The following is a 26,428-nucleotide window of genomic DNA, read 5'->3' as shown; positions in this document are numbered from 1 at the left end:
CCTATAACCCAATATTTCGGTTGATACCCCTAACCTACAGGTTCGTTTTGAGTTCAATCCTTCGTTATTTTTGGAAGAGACGATTTGACTTGATTTGCAGTGAAATCGGCAACGTTGCCAGATACCCCGAAACGCAAGTCGGGAGTAGACTCAAGCCTACTCCCGATCAGTCTTTATTTATACCTCTAAAGCGGAGCCGGAGAGATTCGAACTCTCGAACCGCTTGCGCAGTTAACACCTTAGCAGGGTGCCCCTATCGGCCACTCAGGCACAGCTCCGAGCTGCGTACGCATTCGCGAGCGCAACGTTTCATTACTATAACAGCATCCGGCGACGCACGCCACTCGGAATCCCACCCGTGTCTTCGTCGCTTGTATGCAACACGGCCTTCAGCTCGAGAGAACAACAAACACCATCGGCAGCATGGCCGAAACGGATACGGTGGCGCATTCCTGCTTTCTACATCGTTTCCGGGTCAGGGCTGCGATGGCCGGAGAATGTGATGACGACAGCGACAATGACCAACGCGACCCCGGCGAGATCGCCCCACGTCGGGATTTCGCCGATAATCAGGCCGACCAGCAGCGCCATGACGGGATTGATGGCCTGGATGACGGAATAGCGGGCGGAACTGACGCGACGCATGATGATCTGGTCGATGATATAGGGCAGGAACGAGGCGAAAACCGAAACCACCAGCATCACGCCAAGCAGTTTCAACGCTCCGAATTGCCCGCGGGCCCACGTCGCGCTCGGCTTGGGCTGAGCGACGCCTTTGAGCGCCGGAACCGCAAGGAAAACCGACTGCACCAGCCAGCCGATCAGCATACTGACGCTCAGGGAATCGAGCGGATTCGCGCGCCGGGCCACCATGCGGCCGAAGACGATATAGCAGCCCCACATCGCACCGTCGATGAGAATGGCGATGAGACCGATCAGAAAATGCGGATATTTAGTCGGGTTCGAGAACGAGACGCCGGCCAGCAGCACCACACCGCACGCCGCGAGTACGATGCCGACACGCTCGCGCCAGCTGTGGCCGGTGATGACGGCGACGCCGAGCGGGCCGACGAACTCGATGGAGACGGCGATGCCCATGTCCATGTTGCTCATGCCGAGGTAAAACAGGGTGTTCATCAGCATCACGGAAATGCCCGCGAGCGCGACGATCCACCAGTCGCGGGAACCATGCGGCAGGCCGGCACGTTTCGCCTTAGCGAACGGACGACGCCAGGCCAGCATCAGAATCGCCACGAAACCCACGCGGTACCAAGCCGCGAGCAGCGGGTCGAGCTGGGTGAACGCCAGCTTCGCGACCGATGTCGCCAGATAGATCATCAGGCCCTCGCCCATGATGATGAGCACCACCGGAATGCGGTTGAACACGGCGTCCAGACGGGAGGCCGGTGCCTTGGCGCGTGGCGAACGCGATTGTTGATCTGATGGTTGTTCGAGCCGGTTGCGGGGAGACGATGAAGACGAAGGCATAATTATCTAAACTACACCTCGTTGCCCAATAGTTGAAGGGAGTTTTTGCAGGTTGAAACGACGGCGAATACGAGCGATCAACAGTGCGTGGATATTCTTGCGAAGCACACGACGCTCTTCCGGACTTTGAGCTGAAAATCACGAAAGCACACTCAATCGGCGCCAGTTTTATTGACGCAATGCCGACATCCCTTAAGCTCAACGGCGATACCAACCAACAGCAACACCTATCAACGACAAACCGAGCGACGACAATGCCGATTCTCCGCAATCCTGCGACTCTCCAGATCAAAGACAATGCGATTTCATTCGCCACACGCCGAATTTCACGGCCGGAGAGAACCGTGACCGTCCGCAATTAGAATGGAGACATGAGTACAGCACCAAGGAACGCCGCCGCGAAACGCGACTGGGGCCACGACGAGAGTGGCTGCACGGTGCTGCATATCGACATGGACGCCTTTTACGCCTCGCTGGAAATCGCGCGACATCCGGAACTGCGCGGGCGTCCAGTAATCATCGGATGGCCAGGGCCGCGAAGCGTGGTCTCAGCGGCAAATTACGAGGCACGCAAATACGGGGTCAATTCGGCGATGCCGATGGTACGGGCAAAGCAACTTTGCCCGGGCGGTGCGTACGTGCGCGTCGATATGACGTATTACCGCATGATGTCGAAACGCATCTTCGACGAAGTCTTCCGGCAGGTCACCGACCAGATCGAACAGGTCTCGGTCGACGAAGGCTATATGGACGTTTCAAGCGCGCTGCTGCGCTGGAAGTCGCCCAGCATCATCGGAGCGTGGATCCGGGCGCAGGTCGCGGCGCGATTCCATATTACATGTTCAGTGGGTATCGCGGCCAACAAACTGGTCGCGAAAATGGCCTCGACCAACGCCAAACCGGACGGGATGCTGCTGATTCCGAAGGCACGGCACGCTGAGTTCGTGCAGATGATGCCTTTGCGCGGCATTCCCGGCATCGGGCCGTCGCTGGAGAAACGGCTCAACGAATGGGGTGTCAAAACCGTCGCCGATCTCGCGAAAATGGACGAAACGGCAATGCTCCAGGCGACACGGTCGAAAATCACCGCACATAATCTCTATCTTGCCGCCCGCGGGCAGGACGAGCGGCCTATCGTCACGCACGCGCCGGAAAAATCCATCGGTGCGGAAATCACGTTTGAACAGGACACGCGCGACGCCTCAAAGGTGCGGGAACTGCTGCACCATTGCAGCAACGAAGTGACGCACGCATTGCGTTCCAAAGGGCTTGTCGCGCGGACGGTGACCGTGAAACTGCGGTTCGCCGACATGAGTTACTCGACCAAAGCGCATACGCTCGAACGGCCCATCGACACCGCCGCCACCATGTACCCCGAGGCCGTGGCACTGCTCAAAGCCATGCTCAAGATGCCGGCCGACGCACCCGACGATACTCCCCTACCCCGCGAAATCCGCCTGGCCGGGGTGAGCGCCAGCTCGTTGAGCGCCAAAGACACCACCCCGGTGCAGCTGAGCTTCGATGACATACTAGATGACAATCGGGCAGACGGAGTCGAACCTGGCAGCGAAGACGGCAACGGCCACGACCGTATCACGTCGGCACACGGCAACACCAATGGCGCGAATGAAAACGCACACGCCGAGCCCACCTCACAGCGTGATAATCAGCGGGACAACCAGTGTGACAACCATACCGGTGAATCCATGAAAACCGACAATATGCGTCATGCGTTCGATAATCCTTCAGATACGCCAAGCGCCGATCTTTGCGACAAGAAAGACACGCATCATGCTCAAAAACCAGCTATAAACCGAGACAATCGCAACGAACGCATCCGCAGCGCCGAAACCGTACTCGACGCCGTCCGCGAGCGCTATGGCTCCGGCGCGGCCAGCCTCGGTCTCGAACATGGCGAATGGAAGGCCAAGCAGATCGCCAACAGCAGCAAACCCGAGCTGTAATGCAGGCCAGCGCAGCTTGCCCTTGTACTGTGTCCAGACCCCAGCCACTAGCCCAGTTCGCCTGAGGATGCGATGAAAATCAACGAATCAAAGCGTAAACGCTGATTATGCTCGCATGTCCAATCGAACATGCGATGAAAATCAAGATTTGAGGAGCAAAACGCTGATTTTCATCGCAACTTCAGCACGCGACCATCTGCCTACGCGTCCATGATGACCTCACCAACAGTCCCTTGCGCCGGGCATAGACCAGTAGCGCAATTCCCGCGACGCCCATGAGAACCACCGGGACGATGCTGGCTTCGAGGCCGAACTTGCCGCCGGTCATGATATCGGAGCCGGACCATTGAGGCACCAGCCACGAATCCTGCTTGCCGTTGCCGGAGACGATCGAACCGAAAATCGGTCCTTCGGCAATGTTCCACATGATGTGCTCGCCGATGCACACCCAGAGCGAACGCGTGACGAAGTAGAGCGCCGCGGCCAGTATACCGTCTTCAATGGCGATAGCGACGCCTCCCCACACCGTGCCGTCCTGATTGGTCACATGCAGCAGCCCGAACACCAGAGCGGAGACGACTACAGCTCCCCACGAGCCAAGCCATTCCTCAACCAGACGCAGCAACATGCCGCGCATGACGATCTCCTCGGCGACGCCGGCGCAGATTCCCATGGCCAGGATGTCGATCCACGGATTGTAGTGGGTATTGAAGCCGATCACGCGATAATTACCGGTGACCGCGAGCACGGCAATGCATATACCGATTGCCGCAAAACCAATGGCAAGCCCCAAGAACAGGCCGGGCCAACGTGAAGCGCGCAGTTCGAGCGGATGGCGGCGACGCTCCATGAAACGGACAACGATTACATACCCCACGATAGCCGCGATCATCTCGCTCAGCATCTCCAGCAACGTCACCGGTGAATGCACGTCCTGCTGCGACAATGCGCTGACACCGGCACCGGTGGCGACGGCATATGCTCCCATCAGCACCATGGCGATAACCACCATGGCCACGAAAAATATGGCGAGGAACACGATGCCCCGCAGCAACGGATTCATCCTGCGGGGCCCGACGGATGCGTTGTCTGCGGCATGCAGCCGCTCTGGATGATCGTCAGTCAACAAATCGTCATTACGCAGCCCATAGTACTTGTGCATATTCAACAGAATAGTAGACATGTTGAAGCCGGTACGATGAAAATCAAGATTCTATAGGTCTTTCCCTGATTTTCATCGCAAGTTCAACTGAACATGCGAGCAAAATCAAGATTCCCGAACCATAATGCTGATTTTCATCGCAGGTTCACAACCTCTTGCCGTGATAAAAAAACCAAACCCTTTATCCACAGGGTTAGGCACATTCAGCAAGCACATGCCATACTTTGTCCACAAAACGCCCGGACAATGGCGAAAGAGGCTATCATCCGACCACATGACCTCGATACAGTTGACATCACCCCTATAAGACATCGTATCGTAACAATATGAAAATCAATCCACGACTGCAGACCAGCCTAAGCAAAGCGGAGTCGCAACGCCGCTGCCTTCACACGACGAACCACTGTGAACAGCAGACGCTCAGCAAACTGGCCAAATCCGGCGAAGTGACCCGAGTGCGGCACGGCCTTTATGCCAGAACTGTCATTTGGCAAAGCCTTGATCCCAATGAACGCTATCTTTGGACAATCAGAGGGCTGCACAACTGGCATCCGGAGTGGATCTTTGCCGGCATAAGCGTCATCAGCGCGTGCGAAGTGGAACATCCTTACTGGCTGCACGACGATGACAAAGTTTTCGTTGCCACCGATAAATCCTCTGGTGCGTTTTCACCAAAAGGTATCCAGTACATCCATAAGCAAGATCTTTTACAATCCCGGAAATCCAATCTATCCATAACTTCTGTGTCAGAAGCACTTTGCGACTGTGCTGCACGATATCAATTCCATGAGGTATTGCCGATGTTTGATTCGGCACTGAGAAAGCATCTGGTCGCCGCCGATGACATACGACGTATCGGTGAGCAATCGCATCAGGCAAGTAGCAAAGTCGCACGATTACTCCGATACGCCGATTCCTTAAGCGAGAATGGAGGAGAATCACTATGCCGAGGCATCATGATCGAAGAAGGATTCGGCAAACCTCAACTTCAACACGAGTTTCGAATCCCCGATACCGACGGCAAAATACGAACATACCGAGTGGACATGCTATATCACCCGCCAGGCAATGGATTGGTGGCGATTGAATTCGACGGCATAGACAAATACACGAACCCGACGATGACAGGCCAACACACCATTCGCCAAGTCGTTCATGCGGAGAAGGAGAGGGAGAACCTCTTGCTCGCCAAAACTCCTATCCGGCAAATTGTCAGAATCGATTTTAAAGAAGCTTTGCAGCGCGTCCCATTGGTAAAGAAACTGACCGCAGCAGGAATATCACGTATGCGATTATCCGGCCACCAATAATGAAGTTGCGATGAAAATCAACAAATCAAAGCGTAAACGCTGATTATGCTCGCATGTTCAATCGAACATGCGATGAAAATCAAGATTCGGAAGGCAAAACGCTGATTTTCATCGCAACTTAGGAACAGACCGACCGACAGGAACGAGCGAACCGGCTTCGAAGATAGTCGCTCAGCGGCTCAGGCGAGCTACTGCTTCGACGATGGCGGCGTCGGGGGCGGTGGCGGAGAAGCGCAGGTGCGTTGGGTCGCCGTAGAACTCGCCGGGGCTGGCGATGATGCCCAGACGCGCCAAATCGTCCATGTCCTGCCAACAGTCGCCGGACTTCGCGCGGACCCAGACGTAGAGCGCGCCCTGGGGCATGCGCGCGTCGTAGCCCGCGGCACGCAGTCCGCCGACCAGCTGGCGCAGGCGCTTGGAATAGCGGGCATGCTGGGCGCGGACCGCATCAGTATCGTGCAGCGCGGCAGCCATCGCAGCCTGAACCGGGCCGGCAATGATCTCGCCGATCTGCTTGCGATAGACGGTCATCGGACGGACAAGCTCGGGGTCGCCGGCGATGAGCGCGGTACGGTAGCCGGCCATGTTGGACTGCTTGCTCAGCGAGTAGAGCACGAGGATGCCCTCGGCACTGCCATCACAGACGTCCGGCTGTAGCATGCAGGGCGCAGGCGCGGGCTCGGTGTCGTCCTCTCCAGCCCAAGTGAGCAGGCCATAGCATTCGTCGGAAAGCACCACGGCGCCGATCTCGCGGGCGGCCTTGACAATGCCGTGCAATTCCTCGGCCGATAGCACCTCGCCCGTGGGGTTGCAAGGCGAGTTGACCCAGACGGCCTTGACACCGGGGATGGAACACCACGAGTCCACATCGGCGATGTCGGCGGCTTTGTAAGTCTTGGCACCGGCCAGTTGGGTGCCGATATCGTAGGTCGGGTAGGAAACGGCGGGCTGCACGATGACGTCGCCCGGCCCGAAATGCAGCAGCGAGGCCATGAGCGCGACGGCTTCCTTGGACCCGACGGTGGGTACGAAATCAGCGTCGATCGCCTTGAAATCGACACCACGATTCGCCCGGAACCACTCCTGCACGGCTCCGCGCAAGGTCTCAGTCCCCACAACGGTCGGATAACCGTGGGCGTTGGGCGCATCAGCACCATCGGCGAGCGCCTGCTGCACGCTTGCCGGCACGGGGTCGACCGGCGAACCGACGGAGAGATCGATCATGCCGCCGTCGGCCTGCGCCGCGATCTTTTTATACGGCGCCACGCGATTCCAATCGTAGGGAGAATCGAACCTGTAAAAACCCATTGCCGTCGCCTTTCGCATCGCTGTATTCGTAAGAAAAGTCTACTTGCGATAATACCGGCAGCGACGCCAAACGACATGCAAAATATCACATGGAAAACCAATACTTCTGCATCTTTCAACAGCTAACAAACGACTGATTGAGTATCATGACAGGTACAACAACGAAACTACATAAAAATAAAAACGAAGGGTTATAGGCCAAAAAGAGTTGGTTATGACCGTAGTTTAACCTTGTGGGAATAGCGTTTCATGCCGCTCTTTTCCCGTTTCCGAAAAGTCAGAGTGCCATCGGGCCGGTTCCTGGGCTATGAGGAACAGGTCTGGACAGACGAAACGGTACACAGAACACTCGTGAGACCACTTAAAAAGAGCTATCCCGCTTTACCGGCAATCAGAATGGCGGCATACCAACATCCGTGGTTTGGGGTTATAGACCCAAAATATCGACGCTAAACCAACTTTTTGACCTATAACTCAAAACGGAACGTTTCCAGAAGCAGGCTTCACACATTTTGGAATCGACAAGCAGGAAATTAGAATTTCCCCATATTGGATGAGCAGCACTCAGATTTTCTTGAAATGCACGCTGGAATCAGCCAGAACCATATCCGAATCACCAATCGTTAAACCTCTACGCGAGAACAGGGCTCAGTAGACCGGAGTACAGAAAAGATGCGGAGCTGTCAATATAGGTACACTAAAACCGCCGAACTCCATAGCAAAAAGCGAAGTTCGACGGTCTGAAAAGAAAAAATCAGTCCTGGTTCTGCGGGGGAAGCGCGGCGATTCGCGCCTCGTCCTTGCCCGACGGGCCGGCCGCCTGCGCGCCGCCCAAATCACCAAGATCGTTGAAGTAGGTGACGGCCGCGTCCTTGTACCACGACCATTCTTCCGGTACGTCGTCTTCGTAGAAGATGGCCTCGGTGGGGCACACGGGCTCGCACGCGCCACAGTCCACGCACTCGTTGGGGTTGATGTAGAGCGTACGGTCGCCCTCGTAGATGCAGTCGACGGGGCATTCGTCCACGCACGCCTTGTCCTTGACATCGATGCAGGGCTGAGCAATTACATAAGCCATCGAGGAGGCCTCCTTACAACCTAAACTTTCTTAAGGTTACGTGGACGCAACGACGGCACAGCCCTACGCGAAGACCAAACTTTCTGCTCATCGCTGCCACAGAAATATACCAAGACCATTACCGGCAACAATAGCCAGGGCCATTCCACTTCAATGCAATGCTGCACCCCCAGAACACATCGGCAACGCAGGTACGGCAAGCGACGGATTCAGGCCAGACCTGCCCCAACATCTCACGACACCGAAAAATACGGTCCGCTAGGCGCGGCGGGTCTCGGTATCCGTCTCGACGATGCCGGCCTCGGTCTTGGCCTCCTCGGCCTCTTTCACGGCTTCATCGAGCTTGCCGCGGCCCAGCAGCGAATGACGGTATGAGTAGCCGAAATAGATGCAGAAGCCGATCAGCAGCCAGACCAGGAAACGAAGCCACGTCAACACCGACAGGTTGATCATCAGCCAAAGGTTGGCCACGGCGATCAAGATCGGCACCCAGGGATTACCGGGGATTTTGAAGGCGCGCGGCAGGTCGGGACGCTTCTTGCGCATAATCGGGATGGAAATCGCGACCAGCGTGAACGCCGAAAGCGTGCCGATATTGACCATATCCGCCAAGATGGAAACATCAAAAGAAGAAGCGACGATGGCGAAGAGCACGCCGACGGCGATCTGCAGTCTGGCCGGAGTACCGTGCTTGCCGACCTTGGAAAGCCCGCGCGGCAGCAGACCGTCACGGCTCATCGCGAAGATGACGCGGGTCAGGCCGAGCAGCAACACCATGACCACGGTGGTAAGCCCGATGACGATGGCGAAGGAGATGATCTTGGCCGCCCAAGTCGCGCCCGCCAGCTCGAAGCCGGTGGCCAGCGACGGATCCTTGGCCTTCGCCAAATCCTTGTAGGAGACCATGCCGGTGGTGACGATGGCGACGAGCATGTACATGATGACGACCATCACCATACCCATGCCGATGCCCAGAGGCACGTTGCGCTTCGGGTCCTTGGCCTCCTCGCTCGCGGTGGCCACCACGTCAAAACCGAGGAAGGAGAAGAACACCAATGCCGCACCGGAAACGATGCCGGAAATACCGTAGACAGTGGGCTGCTGGCGGGTGAGCCACTGGAAAAGCGGCTGGGTCATCACCCCGCCCGACGAGGGCCCGAGCACTTTGCTGGCAGGTTCGCTCGGCGGGATGAACGGGGTGAAATTCGATGCCTTGACATAGAAGAATCCGACGACCACCACGAAAACGACGATGCCGATCTTCAGAATCGTGAACGCGCCATCCACGCGCGCGCCGATCTTGGTGCCGAGTACCAGCAACACCGTAAAGAACGTGATGACGATCAGCGGCGCCCAATCAAACGTAAAACCGCCGAAATGCAGCTCCGTACTGGTGTGGAAACCCATGAGTCGCAGAAAATCGTTGAGATAGACGCTCCAATATTTGGCGACCACAGAGCCGGCAAATAGCATCTCGAGGATGAGATCCCAGCCGATGATCCACGCGACAATCTCACCGACCGTCGTATAGGTGAACGTATAGGCCGAACCCGCTGCAGGAATCATCGAGGCGAACTCCGCGTAGCACATCACCGCGGCCCCGCAGATGACGCCGGCGATCAGGAAGCTCAAGATGGCGGCCGGACCCGCGTGATAGGCAGATGCCTGTGCGCCGATGGAGAAGATACCGGCACCGACAGCAACGGCCACCCCCATGATCGCCAGGTCCCAGGCGCCAAGGCTGCGAACCAACTTACGATCGCCGGTGGCGGTCTCCGCAAGTGCCTGTTCCACCGACTTCGTCCTGAACAGCTCCATTTCGGTATGTCTCCTTTTTCAGCTGACCTTCAACCCACTCAACTAATCGTTCCGTCTACCCTCAACAGGATAAACGAGGGTCATCACCACGGTGTTACTTTGCACGGTCCTTGTCAGCCGCTTTTTCGTCCATGATCTTCTTGACGTCGGCGTCCAGCTCGCCGGTGCCCAAGCGCGAATGACGGTACGAATAGCCGAAATAGATGCAGAAACCGACCAGAAGCCAGACCACGAAACGAATCCAGGTCAAGACCGACAGGTTCACCATCAGCCAGAGGTTGGCGATGGCGATCAGGATGGGCAGCCATGGGTTGCCGGGAATCTTGAACGAGCGGTGCAGGTCGGGGCGCTTCTTGCGCATGATCGGCACGGAGATGGCGACCAGGGTGAAGGCCGAAAGCGTGCCGATGTTGATCATGTCGGAGAGCACGCCGATATCGGAGCAGGCGGCCACGAGGGCCACGACGACGCTGGCGACAACCTGCAGCTTGGCAGGCGTGCCGTGCTTGCCGACCTTGGAGAAGCTGCGCGGCAACAGGCCGTCACGGCTCATCGCGAAGACCACGCGGGTCAGGGAGAGCAGCATGACCATCACCACGGTGGTCAGGCCCAGCACGATGGCAAACGAGATGATCTTGGCGGCCCAGGTAGCGCCGACCAGCTCGAAGCCGGTGGCCAGCGACGGGTCCTTGGCCTTTGCCAAGTCCTTGTACGAGACCATGCCGGCCGTCACAATCGAAACGAGCACGTACATGACGATGACCAGCAGCATGCCGATCCCCAGGCCGAGCGGGACGTTGCGGGCCGGGTTCTTGGTCTCCTCGCTGACGGTGGCGACCGCGTCGAAGCCGATGAAGGCGAAGAAGACGAGAGCCGCGCCTGAAATGATGCCGGAGACGCCGTAGATGGTCGGCTGCTGGCCGATGACCCACTGGAAGAGCGGCTGGGTCATGATGCCTTGCGAGGCCGCGCCGGGAACCGAGCTTGCGGGCTGGGACGGCGGGACGAACGGCGTGTAGTTGGAGGCCTTCACATAGAAGAAGCCCACGACCACCACGAAGACGACAATGCCAATCTTCAGAATCGTGAACGCGCCGTCCACACGCGCGCCGATCTTCGTGCCCAGTACCAGCAAAACCGTAAAGAACGCGACGACGATCAGCGGCGCCCAATCAAACGTGAATCCGCCGAAATGAAGTTCAGTGCTGGAATTGACGCCCATCAGATGCAGGAAATCGTTGAGGTAGACACTCCAGTACTTCGCGATGACCGAGCTGGCCATCAGCATCTCGAGAATGAGGTCCCAGCCGATGACCCAAGCCATCAGCTCGCCGACCGTGGTGTAAGTGAAGGTGTAGGCCGAGCCGGCCGCGGGAATCATCGAGGCGAATTCGGCGTAGCACATCACCGCCGCCGCGCAGATGATGCCGGCGATCAGGAAGCTGATGATGGCGGCCGGGCCTGCGTGATAGGCGATGGCCTGTGCGCCCACGGAGAAGATGCCCGCGCCGACGGCGACGGCCACGCCCATGACCGCCAGATCCCACGCACCCAAGTTGCGGACCAGCTTGCGGTCGCCGGTGGCGGTTTCGGCAAGCGTCTGCTCCACGGATTTTGTTCTGAACAGATTCATTCTCTTCCCCCTCTTGCACGCAGCGGTGCAATAGCATCAACGGAAAGCATAAGAGCAAGAAATCACGATATGGTCATTCCATCCGTATCGTGAACATTTTATTGGCGACGCACTCACCGCAAATCCATGCCCACCACGACGGGTTCAGGCACCAGACGGATGCCATACGCCGCCTCGACACCATCCTGAATCGTGCGCGCGAGCTCGGCGATATCCTTCGCGCCGGCCCCTCCCCGATTGGTCAGCGCCAGCGTGTGCAGCGTCGAAAGGCCGGCCTTGGCGTCGGGGCGCACCTTGAATCCCTTGTGGAAACCGGCATGGTCGATCAGCCATGCGGCCGAGGTCTTGACACCGGGTTGTCCATCAGGCAGAATCGCATCAAAGCGCGGAGCATCGGCGGGTAGATGAACCGCCTGCGCTGGTTCAAGTATCGGGTTCATGAAGAAGCTGCCGCAGCTGTGACGGTTGAAATCAGGCTGGTCTTGAAGCGTGGCCGCAGCCACGTTGTGCTCATCCCTGCAACCGCGCATCGAGGGCAAGGCGTATCTGTTCGGATCCTCCAACATGCCTTTGGTGGCACGGACGCTCAGCACGGCCGCACGAATCGCAGCAATGGGCTTTCGCTCCCCCAACTCGACGCCGAGCGCCTTGGCCAGCTGACCGAATGCCACTTCGTCGCTCTCGCTTCGCCGCAGCGCGAACGTCACGGAAAGCACCACGTAGCGAGGTGTCGGGAAATAGTTGCCGGCAGGGGTCGCCGGAGCGCTATACATACTGGATTTCAAGGCGGAATTACGGTAGCCGAAACGCATGTCTTCACGTTCAAGCCGGCAAACGCTGCCGTTCTTACGGTCAAAAACCCGAACCGAGGACACCGCCGAGGCGACTTCCTGGCCATACGCGCCGATATTCTGCACCACCGAAGCCCCGACGGTTCCCGGCACGCCCGACAGGCCTTCCACCCCGGAAAAGCCCGAAGCGACGCAGAAGGCCACGAAATCATCCCAGCTCGCCCCGGCCTGCGCCGTGATCACGACGGAGCCTCCATCGGCTTCGGCTTGATCGTCCACTACCGAAATCCCGCGTCGCGCATCGCGCACCACGACGCCATGGAACGGTGCGTCCGCAACCAACAGGTTCGAGCCGCCGCCGATGACCAGGAGCGGCAACCCTGCTGCATCGGCATCGCGCACCTCGGCGGTGAACGCCTCTTCGCTTTCGGGTTCGACGAACCGATCGACTGCTCCGCCCACGCCGATGGTGGTCAGTTGCGCCAGCGTCGGTGCTGGTGACATTGTTGCTGCTGTTTGTGGCGAATCCTTCTGCGTAATCATGACGTGGTCATCCATTTTTCTCGTGTCTACCGCCGGTATTTTTGTCCTCGAATATGAAAAAAGCCCGACCGAAGTCAGGCTTCAAAACCGCTAAAACTCAACGAGTCTCGCGATGCACAGTTTCCTTGCCGCAACGAGGGCAGAACTTCTTCAGCTCGAGACGATCGGGGGTATTGCGACGGTTCTTGGTCGTAATGTAGTTACGCTCCTTGCACACCGTGCATGCCAGCGTGATGCCCGGACGGACTGCGGCGCTTTTGCTTGCCATTGGTTCACCTTCTGCGTGTTGTTCCTTACCGACTTCTGTCGGTAGTTTGTAGCGGGAAAGAGACTCGAACTCTTGACCTTACGATTATGAGTCGTACGCTCTAGCCAGCTGAGCTATCCCGCCAGAGAGCCTCGGGTGAGAATCGGACTCACGACCTCTTCCTTACCAAGGAAGTGCTCTACCACTGAGCTATCGAGGCGTGGCGGATAGTGGATTCGAACCACTGAAGCTATCAGCGGCTGATTTACAGTCAGCTCCCTTTGACCGCTTGGGAAATCCGCCATTACTTGCTTCGTAACTTTGAAAGCCTTGAAGCAGGCAACTTGACTATAATGCCATGAACCGGAGACCTATGCAAGCCCGCGACACGCCTAGTGTGTCGAAAACAACGCCATCGCACCGAAAAAACGTTGCATTTCCGGCGAAAACGGTCTTTTTTAGCGTCACCAATCCAACGGCATCTTGCATACGTGACGCCAGAACCGGCGTTTGCGTCACCAACGCAACCAAACCTCACCAAACCTTGCAGACGTGACGCTGAAACCAACAGTTGCGTCACCAACGCAATGGCGCAGCCAGCCATCCACGCGTTCAGGCGATACCGTCATCCTTCAGCGACTGGCAGACTTCGATGACCTTGTCATTGGCTTCGGTCTCGCCGATGGAAATGCGGATGCCCTCGCCGTCGAACACACGCGTGGACAGGCCCGCAGCCTTGAAGCGGGACTCGGCCTCAGCGGTTTTGGATCCAAGCGGCAGCCAGAAGAAGTTCGCATACGGATCCGGGAAGTCCCAACCCTGCTCGCGCAGCGCCTTAACGATACGGCCGCGTTCGCCGATCAGCGCCTGCACGCGCTTCATCAGTTCATCCTTGGCATCAAGGGAAGCGACGGCCGCGACCTGGGCAGTCTGCGTAACGCCGAAGGGAATCGACATCTTGCGCATGCCGGCAGCCACGTCGGCCCTGGCGATGCCGTAGCCGATACGCAAGCCGGCCAGACCGTAGGCCTTGGAGAAGGTGTGCGCCACGACGATATTCGGGTATTCACGATAAAGATCCATGGCCACACTGGTATCGGCAGCCGTATTGAAGTGGATATAGGCCTCATCGAAGAGCACGATGACATCGCTGGGGACCGCCTTCATCAGGCGGCGAGCATCGGCGTCGGAGACCGACGTCGAGGTCGGGTTGTTCGGGTTGTTGACGATGATCAGGCGGGTCCTGCTATTGATCGCAGCGATCATCGCGTCGATGTCGTGGCCGCCGTCGGGGCGGTTGGCGATCTGGACGCTGGCGGCACCAGCGCCGGAGACGATGATCGGGTAGGCCTCGAAGCTGCGCCACGGGTAAATCACCTCATCGCCGGGGCCCGCGAGCAGGTCGACCAGCTGGGTGATGACTTCGGTGGAACCGCAGCCGAGCACGATTTCGGCAGGATCGACCTCGTAATCCTTGGCGAGCCTGCTGACGACCTGCCAGCCGGACATGTCCGGATAACGGTTGATACGGTCGAGCGCCTGGTCTTCGATGGCCTTCTGGACGCTGGGCAGCGGCGGGTAAGGATTCTCGTTGCTGGAGATCTTGAAGGAGCGCTGGCCCGCGAGCGCGGGAGCCGGTTTGCCTTGCTTGTAGGCTGGAATGGTATCAACGATGGCACGATGTTTGAAAGTCATAACGGCATTGTAAGCCGCGGCGTAAGATATTGCACATTGTATGTCTGGTTTTAAGACGATATACAAAATGCGCCCCGGCCGTTTGGAGGCTGGAACGCATTCTTAGAAAACTTGCGCGAAAGCGCAATCAGTTCAGGATTGCGAGCACGTCGCGGGCGCCGACGATGAGGTAATCCTCACCGTTGTAATGCACCTCGGTGCCGCCGTACTTGGAATAGAGAATCTTGTCCCCGACCTTGACATCCATCGGGATACGCTTGCCGTTGTCGTCGCGACGACCCGGGCCGACGGCCAGGATTTCGCCCTGCTGCGGCTTCTCCTTGGCGTTGTCCGGAATATACAGGCCGGAGGACGTCTGCGTCTCCGCTTCGGCTTGCTTCACAATAATCTTGTCTTCCAACGGTGTAAGTGAGATCGACACTGTGGACCTCCTCTTTCTTAAGTGAGAGTTTTATTTCTCGCGCGAGGACACCGCTTTCAGAGGCTGACGATCACTTTCGGCACCGTCCCTTTGCGCTTACCTGTCTATCGTAGCGCGAAAATTAGCACTCTGCCAACCCGAGTGCTAACGCTGAGAGTGAAACCTTCACATTTAAGCCGAACACTGCCGGAATTCCTGCGAATTTCGCTGATAACAAATTCACTATCGAAACTGAAACAGGCTCAGACGTTCCTGCGTTCAAGGATCTTCTCCAACCCGGTTCCCAGCGAATCCGACGACAGCGCCGGGGCTTCCGTATCCGCCGAAACCTCCGAGGCGTGGAACTTCTCGGGATCGCTCGTATAGCTGGTCTTCTCTTCCGCAGCCTTGCCGTTGCGCTGGGCAGCGGCACGCGCACGCCTGGCCGCGGCACGAACGCGCTTGCGGTTCTTCTTCGAAATCAGCTTGCCTACGGAACCTTTCGCCTGAGCAACAACAGACTCGACAGCGGCACTGGACGAAAGCGACGAGCCCGGATCCTCTTGCTTGGCCTCAGAGCTTCGATCCGCGGATTTCTCCGTGCGCTTTGCTGCCGAGGAAGAGGCATCTTCGTCTTTCGCCGCGACCTTGGCCTTGGCGACCTGACGGGTGGACTTGATTTCAAGGCTCTGCGGCTCCTCGCTTTTGACTTCCACGCCATTGCGCGGCGCACCGAGCGAGAACGAAATGAGATCCTGGTTCGGGGCCAGGTCAACCAGATCCAAAGCCTGCGCCGGATGCACCTGCTTCAACTCGTTGGTGGCATCACTCGCCTCGACCGTTCGATTCTTCGCGGCGGAATCGATCGAACCGGAACCCTGAGCGGCTTTAGCCGCATTGGGGCGACGCTTACTTGAGGGCTTGAATGCCTTGGGAGCCTTCTTCGCCGACGCGGAGACATCCCCCGCCTTCGCTTTCGCACCAGACGCGGAAGCCAATGGCGACTGACGTTGCGGCTTGACTTGAGCCGCGGCACGGGCCTTGCCCTCCTGCCGCTTTGCCGCACGCTCGGACTTAGCGACCTTCACATCCTTAACCACGTGCTTGGAGACTTCGGCAGCTTTTTCGCTCCTCGCGCGTGATTCAGGCTTTGACGACTTGGCGGCGTTTTGACCGGTCTTGGCCCGCGCCTTGGAACGGCGGCTTTCGATACGTTCCTTTTCGGCCTTGGTCTGGCTCACGGCTTTCTGAATTTCCTGCTCGGCCATCAAGCCGGTCGGCTGCTCGTCACTGGAAACCGAGCCCGCGAAATTGTTGTCCGCGACCTGCGCACCGGCCTTGGCCGCTTGATTGTTGGCAGCAGCGGAACGGTCATGCTGAGATTGATTGGCCTTGGCCCGAGCAGCACGCTTCGCCTTAAGGTCGCGTTCCCAAGCCCTGGCATGATTGGCCGTACGCACGCCCAACGCCACGACCAGCGCGAGCAATACCGCAGGAATCAAAGCGAACAATGGGCTGAACTTCAATGGGAACGAAATGGCAAGAACCACAATCGTAACGGCAAGCAACACAGCGGAAATGATGGCACGTCTGCGTGCCGCCTCGCGCCGAAGCCTGCGTATGCGCGCGACCCTGGCGCGTTCCTTCGTGGCCTTCGTGGGTCGTGCAACCGATGCTCCCGCAGGACCTGCGACAATATCTTTTCGCTCCGATTGCATGACAATCCCTTTCGCCGAAGGCTGGCGTTCATCACTAAAACGAGTACCGCTTTCGGCATCCACCAGATGCAACGACGGCGAGTACTTGTCCTCGCGATGCTCGACCACCTTTTTCATACTATCCGCAGTACGCCGCGGAAGCCAGCCGAGTAACAGAATGGCGAGAATGACCAGCACAACAACACCGCTCACCCACGCATAATCCATAATCTTAAGGATAGAGAGAGTTAGTGACTTTTTACATCCGTGTAATTCGCGTGTTTCATCCGAGCAAACGTTGCGTAAAACCGTGCGGCGCGTCCTCGGCCAACAGACTATAGACATCGTGGTCACGCCACTGATGGTGAATGTACATGCTTTTCAAGCGCATACCTTCGTGGTGGGCCTGCAGTTTCTCCGCCACCCTGCGGGAACGCTGGTTTTCCGGCAGCATCGTTATCTCCAGACGGTGAAGCCGAGGCCCGTTGGGGCTGAACATCGCCCAATCGGCAAGCATCGCCACCGCCAATGGCGCGACACCGTGGCCGGCATGCCCCTGATCGACCCAGTAACCGATATTGCCGCAACGAGACGATCCATAGCTGATGGCGCCCACGGAAATCTGGCCGATGATCGCCATCTGGTACTCGATGACGAACAGCGCGCCACTACCCGCCGCCTCATCGCTGCGTTGATGTTGCAGCCACGTGTTGAACGTCAAGGCCGGCCCGTGCATCGGATCGTTGGAATCCCAAGGAGCAAGCCATGCGGCATTGCGCTGTCTGGTCTCATTCCAGCCTGCCTCATCCTCCGCGACCATCGGGCGCAAGCGGATCTGAATGGCACCAACCGGCGGCACAAGCTGCGCCGGCATAACGATGGCGTTGGGATTGGGGGCAAGCGCGTTGCGCAGCGAACGAAAGACAGACACACGTTTATATTACCCATTTGCACCGTACTTGCGTGGGCATTGCCGATCTTCGACGCAAAATGGCCAGGTAGTATGAAGGCATGGGCGAGAAATGCGAAAATATCGATGCGCTGAAACGCGACATGCGACGCGAGGCCATCGGCAGACGAAGGCAAGCGAGCGGGGCCGAACGGACTGCAGCCGGCAAACGACTGGAAAAACTTGGCGCATCGCTGTTGGATGGCACGGATGGCCAGACCATGGGTTTGGAGCCCGGAGACACTGTTGCCGCTTACGTTTCGATGGGGACGGAAGTGCCGACGCTGGGGCTGTTGGACGAACTGGTCAGGCGTCGGTTGCGGGCGCTTGTCCCACGGCTCGGCAAAGGGCGCGATATCGGATGGAGCGAATATTGCGGCGAATCCGGGCTGCGCCAGATGTCGCACACCGCAACGGGCGGGCTGAGACCGGCGGAACCGGACGGCAAAGTACTCGAGCCGAACGCCATCGCCGACGCGAGCATCGTTTTCATACCGGCTTTCGCCATCGACCTCGACGGCACTCGGTTGGGTCGCGGAGGCGGCTGGTATGACCAGGTTTTGAAGCTTTGCCGGTCCGATGCGCTGAAAGTCGGCGTCTGCTGGGATTCCGAATTCATCGATCGCCATGGCGCCGTACCCCGCGAACCCCACGATATTCCGGTCGACGCGGTGATGACGGATAAGCGGGTCATCGCCTTATAGCGCGACACAACCTCTGCAGACATTTTCAGCAGGCCGTCGCCACGCGCTAAACAATCAAACCGACATAAACGTGATTTTCTGCGCATGAAGGCGTTCGTACTGCTGAAAATCACACTTTCGACCCGCTTTTTGTGATTATCCGCGCATCCAGACATTTGTTACGATGTTAATCACACTTTGAACCGCAAATCTGTGATTATCTGCGCATCAACGCGTTATCTACGGAGATAATCACACTTTCATCCTGATTTTCGTGATTATCTCTGCATGGTTGAAACGGATTCACGCATAATCACGGTTCTTCCGGTTCTTGCGCCAACGGTTTCTTACCGACTTTCTGATGCAGTCCTCACTTCTGAGCGAATACGCAGACTTCACCGGAAACGAACGAGCGTCAGGGCTGGGACTAGGATATGAACAGTTGACTTGTTGAGTGTTTATTTTCCTGGAGGGACCGTTGCCTACTTATCACTATCGTTGCAAGAATTGTGGATACGATTTCACCGAACAGCAGTCATTCTCCGACGATCCCATCACCGTCTGCCCGAAGTGCGGCGAAGAGCAGGTGCGCAAGGTCTACTCGGCGGTGCCCATCGAGTTCAAAGGGCACGGCTTCTACCGCACCGACAAGGGCGGTTCGTCGTCTTCATCCAAGAAATGACTGCTGTCAGCTTGATCTTTAGAGATCCCAAGAAAGCCGGAACTTGCCTGACGCGAGCGCCGGCTTTCATGTTTTACCGCTCAAGGATTATCGGTTTATGGCTTTGGCACTTTTAAATGGCGCAATGATGCACTATTGCATTGATATTCACGCATTTTTGGCGTTGATACAGCGACAAAGCAGCCTTGCGAAATTGTAGTCGCAACGACGCAAGCGTTGTATCATCCATCGCGCGATGCGGGAATCAGCAAAACAGCATTTCTGATGTGGATAACTCGTTTTGCTTCTCCACCACGACACGCCTCGAATGTTGATAAGCCGTAGCATTCGACCACAGTACCCGTTTTTGCCTCGGTAATTTTGCGTTCTGGTCCATCATAGAACCATGAACCTTTTTAGCCATGGAAGCAAACAAGGCTTAAACGTCAAGAAACCGACGCTTAAGCAACGACGCACGATGCGGCAGACACGTACCGCACTCGCGGCGCTGTGTGTCGGGCTTGCCGTTTTCTTTGCATTACAGTCTATTTCCAGCAGCGTCGCCACCAAAACCGCCGTCACGGCCACGCGTGCCATCAAACGCGGGCAGACCATCCGCGCCGATGATCTCAAAACCGTACAAATCGCCGACAGCCCTGCATTGGCCAACGTTTTCAGCTCGGATGGCGACGTAAAAGGACTCGTGGCGCAAGTGGACATCGAAAACGGCAGCGTCATCTCCCGGCCCATGGCGCGGGCCTCGCCAGTGATCGGACACGGACTGACCACCATAGACGTCAAAATCAGCGGGTCGTCAAAGGCCTTGATTCCCGGCGACAAGGTGTCGCTTGTCGGCAGCGGCGGATGCGCATCCCTGCCGGATGCACCAGATCAAAACCCTGCCGCAAACCGGCAGACGGAAGCCGATACGGAACCTGCAAATGCGTCTGACGCAAGCACAACAGGAACCGGAGAACCGGCAAACGGGCAGACACCGACCGGTCAGGTCGAAGAACCGGACACCGACGTCGGTACAGCGCCGAGCACGGCAACACCTCCAACGCAATCGGATGAACAAACCTGCATATTGGCGAGTCAGGCGACGGTCACGGGCAACCCGCATCGCGACGAGAGCGGCAATGTCACCACGATGCTGGCCATGCCACCGCGGGATGCCGCACGAATCATGGCGGCGCAGGAGCGTATGCCGATTCTGGCCGCCAAACTCTAGGAAAGCACGCGATTCCCAGAAACAACCGATTCTAAGGCGATAACAGTAAAGGATGACGGCCTGCTAGCAAATCATCCTTTACCGATAAAACTGACGAATTCTACTTGTCCCGCTCGCTGAAAATACCCCAGTGCGGCGGCAGCTCACGGAGGATGCGGCTGTCGTCATCGGCCTGTTTGCTGCCTTTCGGACGGCGGTCCGACGGATCGAGCTCAACGCCGTCGACGTCGAAGCGTTCGTTGCCTTTGCGTACCACACGCTTGTGGGTTCGGGTTGACCGACGATTCGGATCGTAGGCCACCGCCATCAGCGAACCTCTCGATACAGGTCGCTGATACGGCTGACAATCCGGTCAACTTCCTTGTCCGGATTGACGAACGCGGCCACGCTCCAAACGGTCATGACCGACCAGCCGAGCGATGTCAGGTCCTGCATCAGCACACGGTGACGTTTGCGCGTTGACTGGACGCCCATGAACTGCGCGTCATCGGTCATCACCGCCAGCGAGAACGGCTTGTCTTTCAGGCCGACGACCAGAGGAATGGAGGTAGCACCATCGAAACCATAATTGGCGGCCACCTTGAGCCCGCGCGCACGGATGCGGTCGGCCAGATCGTTGAACAGGACGTTGTCGCCTTTAAGCGACACCGAGGGACGCACCACTTCCCTGCCCAGGCCCTCGGCCCACTTGAGCATGACCTTCAACAGCTTTGGACCTGGCTGGTGGAGACGGTCATCTTCCATATCCGCAGAAGCGAACGCAGAGATGATGTCGACATTGCGATCGGCCAGGGCGAGGGCATCGAGCAACTTGCCGTCGCCGCCCTCGCCTTCCAACGTTCCGAACTGCTGGAGAAGACGGCCGTGCGAGGTCTTGGCGAAGCACAGCGAAAGGATGACATCGGTGGCGCGCACCCCGGTCACCTCATCGAGATCGACCAGACGTACGTGGCGAAGGAAGCGTCCCATGGCTTCGTCCTTCAACGACAACGACTTCAACTCGGCGCCGAGCCTCGTGCGGAAAACCGGAGTCAGCGTGACCACCGCGAGCAGATAACCGGTCGGCACGACGGTAAAGGCCCCGGCACGTTGCTTGATCACGGCAATGACCTCATCGATTTCCTGTTGGCTGCTTTCCACCAATCCAGTGGCAAGCACGGGCACGCCGTTGGCTTCGACCCTGTGGAAACGCACCTTGCCCTGCATCGATTCCGTGGCCACATCCTTGCGGGCGCTACCGTAACCTTGGGCGGAAAGGAAGGACGAGAGACGCGGATCGCGGCATACCGGCCGTGTTTCAATGGTGACCTTGGGCAGCAAAGCGACCAAAGCGTTCAACGATTCGGAGGTGATGGTGGATTGGTGGGCGATGAGAACAACACGCTTGGCGCGGCTCAGTATGCTCAGCAATTCAAGGGAAGGAATATGGGAGGCCGCATCGATGATGGCCACATCGGCCAGAGGCTGGGGGTCGCTCAACACGGCAAGCGTGAAAGGCGTGGCCATGATGACCGGCTTCGCCGCCGCAAGAATCCGAGGATATTCGCGGATGATATGGTTCAACGGCACATTCATATTGCTGGCCAGCAACGTGTGCAGCTGGTTGGCTTCCTGCGTGTGAGAGAAGAGCATATCGCACAGATGGCGCATGGCCTCCTGCTCGAGCATGGGCCCTACGGAGTTGACGTGGTCGACATCGACCTGCACAAACCGGTCGGCTGCGGACTGCAAGGCGGATCCGTCCTGGTTGGAGATAATCGCCGAAGACCGGACGATATCTTCAAAGACCGTCGTCCACCAGGAGAGCTGAAGCTCCCCTTCCACGGCGTCCACGGACACCCGGCGGTTGCGCATGTCCTCAATCAACGCGTCAAGTCCCACGGAATGGAACTCACGTTCGAGGCTGGCGCGTCCCGGCAAGGTGTCCAGCGCCACGCGATCCGAATACAGTGCCTTGAGCCTTTCTTCGAGTCTCGCCAAATCGACACTTTGCAGATCTCCGCCCTCGAGCGTGGTAGCGAGCACGGTATCGAGCGCCGTAATGTCGTGCATCAGCGATTCCTGCGTTTCCACGATCGTATCCAACTTCGCAGGAAGCACAGGCCAACCGCCATGAGGCACGATTTCATGCCACTGTTGCGATTGCTTGTCCACAACCTGCAACGCCTCGTGCAGATCTTCCACCTGGGAGCCGGCCCGCAGCAGGCTCTTGGCCTCCTTGACGTGGCGACGACGCTCCCAGAAGCCCATGCTCGTCCCCTCGGCCTTACGTTGAGCCTTTGGCTTGCTGGCTTCGATCATCGAATCGATATCGCGTTCGAAAATTTCGGGCTGGAACACGTCGAGCACGCGACGCAGGTTCTTCAGGACAGTGACCTGACGGCCCCATTCCTGCGCTGTCGACGGCACCGGGAAACCACAGGTTTCAGCGACCGACGCCACTTGCTCGCGCGTGGCGGGAAGAAGGCGCTGAAGCAGGTTCTCGACCTTCTGATAGGCGTTGACCGCCTCGTCCTGTGTGAACAGCGAGGCCCCATACCACGGTGTGGTCTGCGGGCCGACGGTGAATTCACCGTATTCGCCGGCCTTACGAAGCTTTTTGATCCATTCGTCCATGTGGGGGGCGATGGCCCTTGCGGATTCATTGGAAAGACGGACATGGGTGGCCGGATGGGTCGGCATCGCGGAAATGCTGGCCAGATTCTGAATGGTCTGGTAAGCGGAGACACCCCATTCCTTGCTCACCCCGTGCAGGTCTCCGAGGTAACGGGTCAGACGCGAGCGCACCCCGACGAGTTCATCGGCAACCTGATCGAAGCGGGCGACGGCGGCACCCGGCTTGAAACCAACGGCTGCGATCAGTTCCTTATCGATCTGCGACGCCGCCTTGGAATCGGCCATATCGACCACGCGGCCGCCCATATGGCAGGTTTCCATTTCGTGAGTGAAACGTTTCTTCTGCCCTGCCACCGCCGGTACGTAAAGCACGGTTCTGCCGGCGCTGATGCAACGGGAAGCGATAGCCGCGGATATCTGCGCCGTGTCGTTGCCCGGCGCGACGTCGGCAAACAGCGAATGTCCCTGTGCCGCCATATTCGCGGCATAACGCACAATATTGTCGACATCTCCGGCTTCATGCTCGCTATGCGGATCGGCATCGAAGGGGCTGAAGCTCGGCAATTTCGTATCTTTCAAGGCGCCGATGGCGTCAGGGGCACCGGCCAACGCGTCAAGGGCGGCGTTGCCGCTCGGTTTGCTGGCCAGAGCATCGATGATGCGACGGCTTTCGGCGAGCATCTTGGTGGCGGGATCCATGAAGCAGCCCAGGATGATGTTGCGCTCGATGTCGAAATCCGCTATCGTCGGCTTTACCTCATCGACGATGGCGGTGAACACGGAAGAAGTATCGGGGGTGCCGCTGGCATAGTTTCTGCCATCGAAAAGAGCGACCTCGTCGATGTCAAGATGTTGGTCGTGCATGGCCGTCGTAAACGCGGGATTGAGACTGACATGGCCGGTGAAACGGATGACGGCATCGGTCTCACGGCCATCCGGCTTATGGTGGACCTCAACCGGATAGAGCAGAACGGGGACCGAATTGCCAATCCAGGTGGCCACACCGACCACCAACGACAGCTCGGCGACTCCGGCGGACCTGGTTTTGGCGGCTCTGTCGTCAAGAACGCGCTCAAGCCTGCGGCCGGCGGCACGCAACATTCCAGCGTCACGGAACATGGAATCAAGGGTAGTGTGCCCGCTGGCAAAGAGCTGCGCGATGCCGGAGGGGTGGGCGTGGGTCAAATCGAGCTGTGCGGTGAGCTGCCCGACGTCTTCCAAAGGCGAAGGCACAAGCCCGTTGCGATAGCTGTCATACCATTTGCGCATCCGTTGGATGCCGTTCATTGTCTGGTTCGTTTCGCTCATTGTTTACGTCCCTCCCCAACCTCTTTACAGTATTCGATATATCCTGAATTATATGAAAGCGCGGCGTCGATATCATCGTTGCCCACCGCCGAAAGCCATGCATACAAATCGTCATACAGCGAGGGGTTCATCGCCAGGAACGGCAGAAGCTCGGGGTGTTTCGCCATTTCGAACTGTAGCGAAAAATCCGTGGTCGCCTTGGCGTCCTGCGAACTCATACCCTCCACTTCGACTTCGGGCTGCGGCTGGTCGAATTCGCCATTTGATACCTTTTCGAAAACCGATCCAGGTTCGAAAGCGGGTTTGAAGCCCTGCTGCGCGTCGGACAAGCCGTCATCGCCATTCACGACTCCAGAGGTCATTGGCGAGTCTGCAACGTCCCTGATCGGAGGCATGAACTTGTTGCGTTCCTCAGCGGTCTTGCCCTGCGCCGAATCGTTCTGCGAATTCTGCGAACCACTGAAATCCAAACGAGGACGAGCGCCGCCACCCTCACTTTGACGAGGATCGCCATCCATCGCGACGAATACCGGGGTGTCCTGATCGACCGGGGTCTGTCCGAATGCGGAAAAACCGTTTATACCATTGTCTGTCCGCCGCCTTGCTTCGTCTGCGGAAACGGTTCCGTTACTGTCGGCGTCGGTGTTATCGGCGTCGCCGTTGATGTTGTTACCAGCGCCGGCACGGAGATTGCCGTGATCGTTGGAAGCTCGAACCCCAGCTCCGTTCATATTGGGCTGCGACTGCGCCGCTATCGGCGAGCCCATCGGTTGCTGCTCGTTGCCAGTCTTCTGGGAACGCTGTCCGTTATTTCGGCGGGAAGGCAAAGAGACCTGTCGCGTCTGAAGTCCGGCCGACGACGATATATTCTCGAGCGGGACCGCAGTATCGTTTGCCGCCGGCTGCGAAACCTTGTTGCCGGCATCGGCGAGCCTGCCGGGCTCTTCGGCCTTGTCTTCGGCAACACTCGTCATGGCGTCTTTGAACAGGTCACGAGCCTTGGAGTCCTCGGCTTGCGAATCAGGCGTCATCACGTTCAATGAAATCTGGTCGATGGCGTGATCGACTTGCGGCTCTCCGACATTCTGGCCTGCGCCGGCCTCGACCGGCAGCGGGGTTTCGCCAGCAAGATCGTCTGCGTTCGCACCATTGTCGTTCGCCGCCTGCCCGCTGATATTGTGGGAATCGGTCTTGCCGTCTCTCCCGGCGGTTGCCGAAACCCCGATACGATTGGCCACATCCGCCGCGCTGAAAGCCGTGGTCGGTTCCCCGGCACGTAAGTTCAGAATGTCATCGACGGACATTTCGTTAAGATCGGGCTCTATATCGGTGTTTTCACCACCGCTTGCGGCATAGTCGAACAAATCGGTAACCTGGTTGCCGCTCTCAGGACTTTCATCCACCTCGACGCGTACAAAGTCAACCGGGACATCGCCGAACTGCAATCTCATGGGCGAATCCGGAAGGATGAAATCCTGATTCGGCGTCAACGGCCGCAGCCCTTTTTCATCGACCACATACGATCCGTTGGTGGAATTCAAGTCAGTGAGCGATGCCCCGCCATTGGCCGCCACGGTGAATACCGCGTGCCTCTTCGACATCGAACGCGTATCGTCGTCGATCTCCAAACGACGATGCCCGTCATCGGAAAGCGGGCGCAAAGGTCTGCGTCCGATCTCAACGTTTTCGCCGGGGCCGACATCGACTTTCGTAGAGCCATTGACCTTGATGACCCAATGTTTCGTCGTTCGCGGATCAGACACCTTGCGGCCTCCCATATACACTTCTGTTCATGCTCGTTCCATTCTGCCATGTTTACCTTGAGCCGAGAAGGAAAATGACAGAC

At 57.9% G+C, this 26,428-nt stretch carries 20 protein-coding genes and 4 tRNA genes; 5 read left to right on the top strand and 19 right to left on the bottom strand.

Annotation, left to right across the window (positions count from 1 at the left end; translation table 11 throughout):
• Positions 1–191 precede the first annotated feature (191 nt).
• Both OZX75_RS00395 and OZX75_RS00390 read right to left on the bottom strand, forming a co-directional pair.
• Positions 192–278 (bottom strand) — tRNA-Ser (locus OZX75_RS00395).
• A gap of 181 nt (positions 279–459) precedes the next feature.
• Entirely contained in the window at positions 460–1,353 is an 894-nt protein-coding gene (locus OZX75_RS00390) for an EamA family transporter (RefSeq protein ID WP_348519499.1), read from the bottom strand.
• Positions 1,354–1,859: 506 nt separating this feature from the next.
• On the opposite strand from OZX75_RS00390, the gene dinB reads away from it, so the two are divergent.
• The gene (gene dinB, locus OZX75_RS00385) at positions 1,860–3,452 is read left to right on the top strand and encodes a DNA polymerase IV (RefSeq protein ID WP_277146271.1); all 1,593 of its coding nucleotides are present in this window, start codon (positions 1,860–1,862) and stop codon (positions 3,450–3,452) included.
• A 181-nt stretch (positions 3,453–3,633) separates the two neighbouring features.
• Here dinB and OZX75_RS00380 read toward each other — a convergent pair whose 3' ends face one another.
• Positions 3,634–4,635: a CPBP family intramembrane glutamic endopeptidase gene (locus tag OZX75_RS00380; protein WP_277146270.1), complete on the bottom strand. Its 1,002-nt coding sequence runs from the start codon at positions 4,633–4,635 to the stop codon at positions 3,634–3,636.
• A gap of 305 nt (positions 4,636–4,940) precedes the next feature.
• On the opposite strand from OZX75_RS00380, the gene OZX75_RS00375 reads away from it, so the two are divergent.
• Entirely contained in the window at positions 4,941–5,924 is a 984-nt protein-coding gene (locus OZX75_RS00375) for a hypothetical protein (protein ID WP_277146269.1), read from the top strand.
• A 171-nt stretch (positions 5,925–6,095) separates the two neighbouring features.
• On the opposite strand, the gene dapC is transcribed toward OZX75_RS00375, so the two are convergent.
• The 13 genes from dapC to OZX75_RS00310 form a co-directional block, all read right to left on the bottom strand.
• Positions 6,096–7,232 (bottom strand): succinyldiaminopimelate transaminase, encoded by a 1,137-nt coding sequence (gene dapC, locus OZX75_RS00370; RefSeq protein WP_277146268.1) that lies wholly within the window; start codon positions 7,230–7,232, stop codon positions 6,096–6,098.
• A gap of 754 nt (positions 7,233–7,986) precedes the next feature.
• Positions 7,987–8,310 (bottom strand): ferredoxin, encoded by a 324-nt coding sequence (gene fdxA, locus OZX75_RS00365; RefSeq protein ID WP_277146267.1) that lies wholly within the window; start codon positions 8,308–8,310, stop codon positions 7,987–7,989.
• A gap of 258 nt (positions 8,311–8,568) precedes the next feature.
• Positions 8,569–10,128, bottom strand: coding sequence for an amino acid permease (locus OZX75_RS00360; RefSeq protein WP_277146266.1), 1,560 nt, complete (start codon positions 10,126–10,128; stop codon positions 8,569–8,571).
• A 94-nt stretch (positions 10,129–10,222) separates the two neighbouring features.
• Complete coding sequence (locus OZX75_RS00355) at positions 10,223–11,761, bottom strand: amino acid permease (protein WP_277146265.1); 1,539 nt, start codon at positions 11,759–11,761, stop codon at positions 10,223–10,225.
• A 113-nt stretch (positions 11,762–11,874) separates the two neighbouring features.
• Positions 11,875–13,095 carry a UDP-N-acetylmuramate dehydrogenase gene (locus OZX75_RS00350; RefSeq protein ID WP_525930247.1) on the bottom strand — a complete coding sequence of 407 codons (1,221 nt, stop codon included), beginning with the start codon at positions 13,093–13,095 and terminating at the stop codon, positions 11,875–11,877.
• A gap of 97 nt (positions 13,096–13,192) precedes the next feature.
• Positions 13,193–13,363 carry a 50S ribosomal protein L33 gene (gene rpmG / locus OZX75_RS00345; protein WP_277143788.1) on the bottom strand — a complete coding sequence of 57 codons (171 nt, stop codon included), beginning with the start codon at positions 13,361–13,363 and terminating at the stop codon, positions 13,193–13,195.
• Between the two features lie 49 nt (positions 13,364–13,412).
• Positions 13,413–13,486 (bottom strand) — tRNA-Met (locus OZX75_RS00340).
• A gap of 4 nt (positions 13,487–13,490) precedes the next feature.
• Positions 13,491–13,562: transfer RNA gene (locus tag OZX75_RS00335), tRNA-Thr, on the bottom strand.
• Between the two features lies 1 nt (position 13,563).
• A tRNA-Tyr gene (locus tag OZX75_RS00330) sits at positions 13,564–13,645 on the bottom strand.
• 309 nt (positions 13,646–13,954) lie between these two features.
• Positions 13,955–15,037 carry a histidinol-phosphate transaminase gene (locus OZX75_RS00325; protein ID WP_277146263.1) on the bottom strand — a complete coding sequence of 361 codons (1,083 nt, stop codon included), beginning with the start codon at positions 15,035–15,037 and terminating at the stop codon, positions 13,955–13,957.
• Between the two features lie 127 nt (positions 15,038–15,164).
• The gene (gene groES, locus OZX75_RS00320) at positions 15,165–15,458 is read right to left on the bottom strand and encodes a co-chaperone GroES (protein ID WP_277146262.1); all 294 of its coding nucleotides are present in this window, start codon (positions 15,456–15,458) and stop codon (positions 15,165–15,167) included.
• A gap of 242 nt (positions 15,459–15,700) precedes the next feature.
• The gene (locus OZX75_RS00315; RefSeq protein ID WP_277146261.1) at positions 15,701–17,362 is read right to left on the bottom strand and encodes a hypothetical protein; all 1,662 of its coding nucleotides are present in this window, start codon (positions 17,360–17,362) and stop codon (positions 15,701–15,703) included.
• Positions 17,363–17,417: 55 nt separating this feature from the next.
• The gene (locus OZX75_RS00310) at positions 17,418–18,065 is read right to left on the bottom strand and encodes a GNAT family N-acetyltransferase (RefSeq protein ID WP_525930246.1); all 648 of its coding nucleotides are present in this window, start codon (positions 18,063–18,065) and stop codon (positions 17,418–17,420) included.
• Between the two features lie 80 nt (positions 18,066–18,145).
• On the opposite strand from OZX75_RS00310, the gene OZX75_RS00305 reads away from it, so the two are divergent.
• The 3 genes from OZX75_RS00305 to OZX75_RS00295 all read left to right on the top strand — a co-directional run bounded on the left by OZX75_RS00305 (position 18,146) and on the right by OZX75_RS00295 (position 20,658).
• Positions 18,146–18,787, top strand: a complete 642-nt coding sequence (locus OZX75_RS00305; RefSeq protein WP_277146260.1) for a 5-formyltetrahydrofolate cyclo-ligase — start codon at positions 18,146–18,148, stop codon at positions 18,785–18,787.
• A gap of 457 nt (positions 18,788–19,244) precedes the next feature.
• A complete protein-coding gene (locus OZX75_RS00300; protein ID WP_277146259.1) occupies positions 19,245–19,448 on the top strand; it encodes an FmdB family zinc ribbon protein in 204 nt (67 codons plus the stop codon).
• 457 nt (positions 19,449–19,905) lie between these two features.
• Positions 19,906–20,658, top strand: coding sequence for an SAF domain-containing protein (locus tag OZX75_RS00295; RefSeq protein WP_277146258.1), 753 nt, complete (start codon positions 19,906–19,908; stop codon positions 20,656–20,658).
• 100 nt (positions 20,659–20,758) lie between these two features.
• Here OZX75_RS00295 and OZX75_RS00290 read toward each other — a convergent pair whose 3' ends face one another.
• Genes OZX75_RS00290 through OZX75_RS00280 form a run of 3 tightly spaced genes read right to left on the bottom strand, consistent with a single transcriptional unit; the run spans position 20,759 to position 26,345 of the window.
• Positions 20,759–20,965 carry a hypothetical protein gene (locus OZX75_RS00290; RefSeq protein ID WP_277146257.1) on the bottom strand — a complete coding sequence of 69 codons (207 nt, stop codon included), beginning with the start codon at positions 20,963–20,965 and terminating at the stop codon, positions 20,759–20,761.
• Positions 20,965–24,582, bottom strand: a complete 3,618-nt coding sequence (locus OZX75_RS00285) for a PDDEXK-like endonuclease domain-containing protein (RefSeq protein ID WP_277146256.1) — start codon at positions 24,580–24,582, stop codon at positions 20,965–20,967. The genes OZX75_RS00290 and OZX75_RS00285 overlap by 1 nt, the downstream gene beginning before the upstream one ends.
• Complete coding sequence (locus tag OZX75_RS00280) at positions 24,579–26,345, bottom strand: variant leucine-rich repeat-containing protein (protein WP_277146255.1); 1,767 nt, start codon at positions 26,343–26,345, stop codon at positions 24,579–24,581. Before OZX75_RS00280 ends, OZX75_RS00285 begins: the two co-directional genes overlap by 4 nt.
• Positions 26,346–26,428: the final 83 nt, after the last annotated feature.

This window comes from Bifidobacterium sp. ESL0800, assembly GCF_029395355.1.
In the GTDB taxonomy this organism is placed as follows: Bacteria; Actinomycetota; Actinomycetes; order Actinomycetales; family Bifidobacteriaceae; genus Bifidobacterium.
Note: the sequence above shows the minus strand (reverse complement) of the source record. Positions and strands in the feature narration are given on the sequence as shown.